Here is an 859-nt window from a genome sequence, read left to right as displayed (position 1 = left end):
TAAACGAGTTTGTGTTTTTTTCAAACTTTGCAACAGAACCTTCGTGTAGCTAAGTTACATGAGAAAGTAGCTAACCAACGTAAGAATTTCCTTCATCATGAGTCTAAAAAGTTAGCTACTTATTTTGATGTCGTAGCTATTGAATATCTAAACATGAAAGGAATGTCACAAGCACTTCATTTTGGAAAAAGTGTCACTGATAATGGGTGGGGTATGTTTACTTCTTTCTTAGCTTATAAACTAAACGAACAAGGAAAATAACTTTTGAAAATAGACAAATGGTTTCCTTCCACCAAAACATGTAGCAATTGTGGAAATATGAAAAATATGACTTTGTCTGAACGAATTTATTCTTGTATATGCGGTGTAAATCTCGATAGAGATTATAACGCAGCTATCAATATCAAAAATTAAGCAATACGCCTATTAGCGTTAGGGTAAATTGCAATAAAAAAACCTTTGGAACAAGGGAGTTAGCTCGGCTGTCTAAGGACAAATTCGTTGTAATGATTAACCGAGAAGCCCCCACTTCAAACAGTCCGTTAGGACGTTAGTGGCGGGTAGTTCACTATAAGTTGTTATCTATTACATTTCCATGTAAAAATGTTCACCTGGTAAATGATCATCTGCAACATAATAGCTTTGGTACAAATTATCCATATAAAGAACACTAGAAAGGTAAATGAATGTAAGTGAAACACTGTTTTTACTGAACATAATTTCCCTCCATTTAGTAGGAATTTTTTCCTTCTTATTAATTTTACAATTAAAGGATGCTAACTATCGAATAAGAGTCTTTATAATTTATGTCATCTTTTTAAATGCTCCAAATATGATTAAAGGTTCTGTTGCAAAGTTT

At 32.6% G+C, this 859-nt stretch carries 1 protein-coding gene and 1 pseudogene; one reads left to right on the top strand and one right to left on the bottom strand.

Annotated elements, in window-relative coordinates; all coding sequences use genetic code 11:
* Nucleotides 1-30: 30 nt before the first annotated feature.
* Nucleotides 31-414: pseudogene (locus CN409_RS30670) on the top strand (RNA-guided endonuclease InsQ/TnpB family protein); the annotation flags it as partial.
* Between the two features lie 171 nt (nt 415-585).
* On the opposite strand, the gene CN409_RS32605 reads toward CN409_RS30670, so the two are convergent.
* Entirely contained in the window at nt 586-717 is a 132-nt protein-coding gene (locus CN409_RS32605; protein ID WP_255260098.1) for a hypothetical protein, read from the bottom strand.
* Nucleotides 718-859 lie beyond the last annotated feature (142 nt).

This window comes from Bacillus sp. AFS012607 (assembly GCF_002558005.1).
Lineage (GTDB): Bacteria > Bacillota > Bacilli > Bacillales > Bacillaceae_G > Bacillus_A > Bacillus_A thuringiensis_S.
The sequence above is the reverse complement of the archived record's forward strand: the minus strand, read 5'-3'. Positions and strand labels throughout refer to the sequence as shown.